Annotated in this window: 2 tRNA genes and 3 rRNA genes; all 5 read left to right on the top strand. The window is 48.8% G+C overall.

The annotated features are described in order from the left end of the window. Window positions 1–383 precede the first annotated feature (383 nt). The 5 genes from CDH50_RS14870 to rrf all read left to right on the top strand — a co-directional run bounded on the left by CDH50_RS14870 (window position 384) and on the right by rrf (window position 5,689). A 16S ribosomal RNA gene (locus CDH50_RS14870) occupies window positions 384–1,899 on the top strand. 146 nt (window positions 1,900–2,045) lie between these two features. Further along, window positions 2,046–2,119 (top strand) — tRNA-Ile (locus CDH50_RS14865). A 123-nt stretch (window positions 2,120–2,242) separates the two neighbouring features. Then, window positions 2,243–2,316: transfer RNA gene (locus CDH50_RS14860), tRNA-Ala, on the top strand. A gap of 280 nt (window positions 2,317–2,596) precedes the next feature. Further along, window positions 2,597–5,420: ribosomal RNA gene (locus CDH50_RS14855) — 23S ribosomal RNA — on the top strand. 161 nt (window positions 5,421–5,581) lie between these two features. Next, a 5S ribosomal RNA gene (rrf, locus tag CDH50_RS14850) occupies window positions 5,582–5,689 on the top strand. The 16S, 23S and 5S rRNA genes sit together here with 2 tRNA genes alongside, the layout of an rRNA operon. Window positions 5,690–5,724: the final 35 nt, after the last annotated feature.

Genomic DNA, 5,724 nt, shown 5'->3' with positions numbered 1-5,724 from the left:
GTTAAAAAAACCTCAAAAAAAGGTTTCAAAAAGTTTGCAAATAAAAGGGAAAGGGTCGTATGTTTGCAGCCGCTAAAAAAGTGAAAGCTTAGGGGCGTCGTTCGGCATGAGGTTTTGGGGGTTTTGGGAAAAAGGTTGAAAAAAACTTTTTTCAAAAAAGATTTAAAAAGTATTGCGGGATAAGAAAAAGGGTTTTATATTTGCACCCGCTTAGCAAGGAAACGAGCTGGGGAAAGAAAAAAAGAAGTTCATAGACATATTGAATTGACAGCGTAAGATTTAGTTGGAAACGACAAAAATCGACAAAGAGAATAGATTATTTTGAGTACGAGAGATTCCTATTGGTTGTTAATAACATTGGCGTGATGAGCGCCTAAAAATTAACGATGAAGAGTTTGATCCTGGCTCAGGATGAACGCTAGCGGCAGGCCTAACACATGCAAGTCGAGCGGGATTTGGTAGCTTGCTACCGATGAGAGCGGCGCACGGGTGCGTAACGCGTATACAACCTACCTTTTGCTACGGGATAGCCCAGAGAAATTTGGATTAACACCGTATAGTATATAGAGGCTTCATGGCTTTTATATTAAAGGCTACGGCAAAAGATGGGTATGCGTCCTATTAGCTAGATGGTAAGGTAACGGCTTACCATGGCAACGATAGGTAGGGGCCCTGAGAGGGGGATCCCCCACACTGGTACTGAGACACGGACCAGACTCCTACGGGAGGCAGCAGTGAGGAATATTGGACAATGGGCGCAAGCCTGATCCAGCCATGCCGCGTGCAGGAAGACGGCCCTATGGGTTGTAAACTGCTTTTGTACGGGAAGAAACACCCCCTCGTGAGGGGGCTTGACGGTACCGTAAGAATAAGGATCGGCTAACTCCGTGCCAGCAGCCGCGGTAATACGGAGGATCCAAGCGTTATCCGGAATCATTGGGTTTAAAGGGTCCGTAGGTGGACGGTTAAGTCAGGGGTGAAAGTCTGCAGCTCAACTGTAGAATTGCCCTTGATACTGGTCGTCTTGAATTATTGTGAAGTGGTTAGAATATGTAGTGTAGCGGTGAAATGCATAGATATTACATAGAATACCAATTGCGAAGGCAGATCACTAACAATACATTGACACTGATGGACGAAAGCGTGGGTAGCGAACAGGATTAGATACCCTGGTAGTCCACGCCGTAAACGATGGATACTAGCTGTTCGGGTTTACCTGAGTGGCTAAGCGAAAGTGATAAGTATCCCACCTGGGGAGTACGGGCGCAAGCCTGAAACTCAAAGGAATTGACGGGGGCCCGCACAAGCGGTGGAGCATGTGGTTTAATTCGATGATACGCGAGGAACCTTACCAGGGCTTAAATGTAGATTGCATTAGGTGGAGACACTTATTTCTTCGGACCATCTACAAGGTGCTGCATGGTTGTCGTCAGCTCGTGCCGTGAGGTGTCAGGTTAAGTCCTATAACGAGCGCAACCCCTGTTGTTAGTTGCCAGCGAGTCATGTCGGGAACTCTAGCAAGACTGCCGGTGCAAACCGTGAGGAAGGTGGGGATGACGTCAAATCATCACGGCCCTTACGTCCTGGGCTACACACGTGCTACAATGGTAGGGACAGAGAGCAGCCACTGGGCGACCAGGAGCGAATCTATAAACCCTATCACAGTTCGGATCGGAGTCTGCAACTCGACTCCGTGAAGCTGGAATCGCTAGTAATCGCATATCAGCCATGATGCGGTGAATACGTTCCCGGGCCTTGTACACACCGCCCGTCAAGCCATGGAAGCTGGGAGTGCCTGAAGTCCGTCGCCGCAAGGAGCGGCCTAGGGTAAAATCGGTAACTAGGGCTAAGTCGTAACAAGGTAGCCGTACCGGAAGGTGCGGCTGGAACACCTCCTTTCTAGAGAAAGACGATCAAGAGGAAATACAAATAACTAAGAAAAGGGTAGTCTGTTCTCATTGCTGTTAATTTAAGATATAAGTCACCAGAAAACGGTGCTTTTGTAACGATACGTTATTAAAAACTGAAAACTGACGACTATAAACAGTCTCATAGCTCAGCTGGTTAGAGCGCTACACTGATAATGTAGAGGTCGGCAGTTCGAGTCTGCCTGAGACTACAGGTTTCAATTGAAAATTGATAATTGACAATTGAAAGACGTTCATAATATATTGAAAGGAAATTTTAGAAGTTGAGAATTCAAAGTTCGTAATTCTGAATTCGTAATTCTGAATTCTGATACGGGGGATTAGCTCAGCTGGCTAGAGCGCCTGCCTTGCACGCAGGAGGTCAAGGGTTCGACTCCCTTATTCTCCACAAAAAGCTATAGGCCGTAGGCCGTAAGCTTAATGTCTAAAGCCAAGTGCTTAAGGCATAACAAAGTTCATTGACATATTGAAAAAAGATACATGAAAACAAATTGGATGACATCCAGTTTGAACAATAATTGGATCGGTTGGGGTCACATCGAGCGATATCCAATCGATCAAAAAGTTTGGTTTATGGGGTGTAGGAAACATGGTTTGGCATTAAATTGCTGAATACTGGGACTGAAAACCGTAGACTGGACAGTAACTCATTAAAAAAGCAAAAAGTACAATAAGCTAAATAAGGGCGTATGGGGAATGCCTAGGCTCTCAGAGGCGAGGAAGGACGTGATAAGCTGCGAAAAGCTGCGGGGACGGGCACACACCGATTGATCCGCAGGTATCCGAATGGGGCAACCCAGCATATTGAAGATATGTTACCCGCAAGGGGGCGAACCCGGGGAACTGAAACATCTAAGTACCCGGAGGAAGAGAAAACAAAAGTGATTCCGTTAGTAGTGGCGAGCGAACGCGGATTAGCCCAAACCGGTGCTGTTACGGCAGCGCCGGGGTTGTAGGACCACGACATTCGAAACACAATGAACTAGAACGCCTTGGAAAAGGCGGCCATAGACGGTGATAGCCCGGTATAGGCAAGGCGTGCGTAGATAGTGGTATCCTGAGTAGTGCGGGACACGAGTAATCCTGTATGAATCAAGCGGGACCATCCGCTAAGGCTAAATACTCCTGAGAGACCGATAGTGAACTAGTACCGTGAGGGAAAGGTGAAAAGAACCCTGAATAAGGGAGTGAAATAGAACCTGAAACCATACGCTTACAAGCGGTCGGAGCCCTTTAGGGGGTGACGGCGTGCCTTTTGCATAATGAGCCTACGAGTTACCGTTGCTGGCAAGGTTAAGTGATTAAGTCACGGATCCGCAGCGAAAGCGAGTCTGAACAGGGCGCTTTAGTCAGTAGCGGTAGACGCGAAACCGTGTGATCTACCCATGGGCAGGCTGAAGCTGTAGTAACATACAGTGGAGGGCCGAACCGGTTGACGTTGAAAAGTCTTCGGATGACCTGTGGGTAGGGGTGAAAGGCCAATCAAACTCGGAAATAGCTCGTACTCCCCGAAATGCATTTAGGTGCAGCGTTGGTCCATAGTTTTATAGAGGTAGAGCTACTGATTGGATGCGGGGGCTTCACCGCCTACCAATTCCTGACAAACTCCGAATGCTATGAAATGTTAACCAGCAGTGAGGGCATGGGTGCTAAGGTCCATGTCCGAGAGGGAAAGAACCCAGACCATCAGCTAAGGTCCCCAAATATATGTTAAGTTGAAATAACGAGGTTGGACTGCCCAGACAGCTAGGATGTTGGCTTGGAAGCAGCCATTCATTTAAAGAGTGCGTAACAGCTCACTAGTCGAGCGGTCCGGCATGGATAATAATCGGGCATAAACATATTACCGAAGCTATGGCATCGAAAGATGGGTAGGGGAGCATTGTAGTGTCGTCGAAGGTGCGTCGTGAGGCGTGCTGGAGAAGCTACAAAAGAAAATGTAGGCATAAGTAACGATAATGCGGGCGAGAAACCCGCACTCCGAAAAACCAAGGTTTCCTCAGCTATGCTAATCAGCTGAGGGTCAGTCGGGGCCTAAGGCGAACCCGAAAGGGACAGTCGATGGACAACAGGTTAATATTCCTGTACCTGCCCACGCTAAAAGTGACGGAGGCGTAAATTTGGTGCGGACTGACGGAATAGTCCGTTGAAGCCAGTGGCAACACGGCGATAGTACACTGAGGCCTCGGCCAAGGTGATAATCCAGAGTAGCGACTTCCAAGAAAAACGAGTGAGGCAGCCCGTACCCCAAACCGACACAGGTGGTTGGGATGAGAATTCTAAGGAGCTCGAGAGATTCATGGCTAAGGAATTAGGCAAAATAGACCCGTAACTTCGGGAGAAGGGTCGCCCATCTTCGGATGGGCCGCAGTGAAAAGGTCCAGGCGACTGTTTATCAAAAACACAGGGCTATGCTAAATCGAAAGATGACGTATATGGCCTGACACCTGCCCGGTGCTGGAAGGTTAAGTGGAGGGCTTAGGGGCAACCCGAAGGTCTTAAATGAAGCCCCAGTAAACGGCGGCCGTAACTATAACGGTCCTAAGGTAGCGAAATTCCTTGTCGGGTAAGTTCCGACCTGCACGAATGGTGCAACGATCTGGACACTGTCTCAGCCATGAGCTCGGTGAAATTGTAGTATCGGTGAAGATGCCGATTACCCGCTGTGGGACGAAAAGACCCCGTGCACCTTTACTATAGCTTAGTATTGGTTTTGGATAAGTAATGTGTAGGATAGGTGGGAGGCTTTGATCGTGCGTCGCCAGGCGTACGTTAGCCATTGTTGAAATACCACCCTTTGCTTATCTAGAGTCTAACCCTTGAGAAAGGGGACAGTGCTTGGTGGGTAGTTTGACTGGGGTGGTCGCCTCCAAAAGAGTAACGGAGGCTTCTAAAGGTACCCTCAGCACGCTTGGTAACCGTGCGCAGAGTGCAATGGCATAAGGGTGCTTGACTGAGAGACCTACAAGTCGATCAGGTTGGAAACAAGAGCATAGTGATCCGGTGGTTCCGCATGGAAGGGCCATCGCTCAAAGGATAAAAGGTACGCCGGGGATAACAGGCTGATCTCCCCCAAGAGCTCATATCGACGGGGGGGTTTGGCACCTCGATGTCGGCTCGTCACATCCTGGGGCTGGAGAAGGTCCCAAGGGTTGGGCTGTTCGCCCATTAAAGTGGCACGCGAGCTGGGTTCAGAACGTCGTGAGACAGTTCGGTCTCTATCTACAGTGGGCGTTAGAAATTTGAGTGGATCTGACTCTAGTACGAGAGGACCGAGTTGGACCAACCTCTGGTGTACCAGTTGTCCCGCCAGGGGCACTGCTGGGTAGCTACGTTGGGAAGGGATAAGCGCTGAAAGCATATAAGCGCGAAACCCACCACAAGATGAGATTTCTTTAAAGGGCCGTGGGAGATGACCACGTCGATAGGCCATAGGTGTAAGGGCAGCAATGTCGTAGCCGAGTGGTACTAATAGCCCATAGGCTTATTGTACGCCTGTTTTTTTATAAAGTTCAAAAAGATTATTGCGAAGTCATGTTCTTGTTTCAGTATGTCACGATATTTGGCAGTCCACACTGCCGGTTGATTGTTTTGGCCATAGGTTTGGGGCTTTATGCCCACGCACCGGTGCCAACAGCGAGCGACCAAAAACTTAAGGTGGTTATAGCGACGGGGCTCACCTCTTACCATTCCGAACAGAGTAGTTAAGCCCGTTAGCGCCGATGGTACTGCGAAAGTGGGAGAGTAGGTCGTTGCCTTTCTTGGAAGCCCTTCATAGCAATATGAAGGGCTTTTT

It is taken from the genome of Confluentibacter lentus, from assembly GCF_002806995.1.
GTDB classification, from domain to species: Bacteria; Bacteroidota; Bacteroidia; order Flavobacteriales; family Flavobacteriaceae; genus Confluentibacter; species Confluentibacter lentus.
Note: the sequence above shows the minus strand (reverse complement) of the source record. Positions and strands in the feature narration are given on the sequence as shown.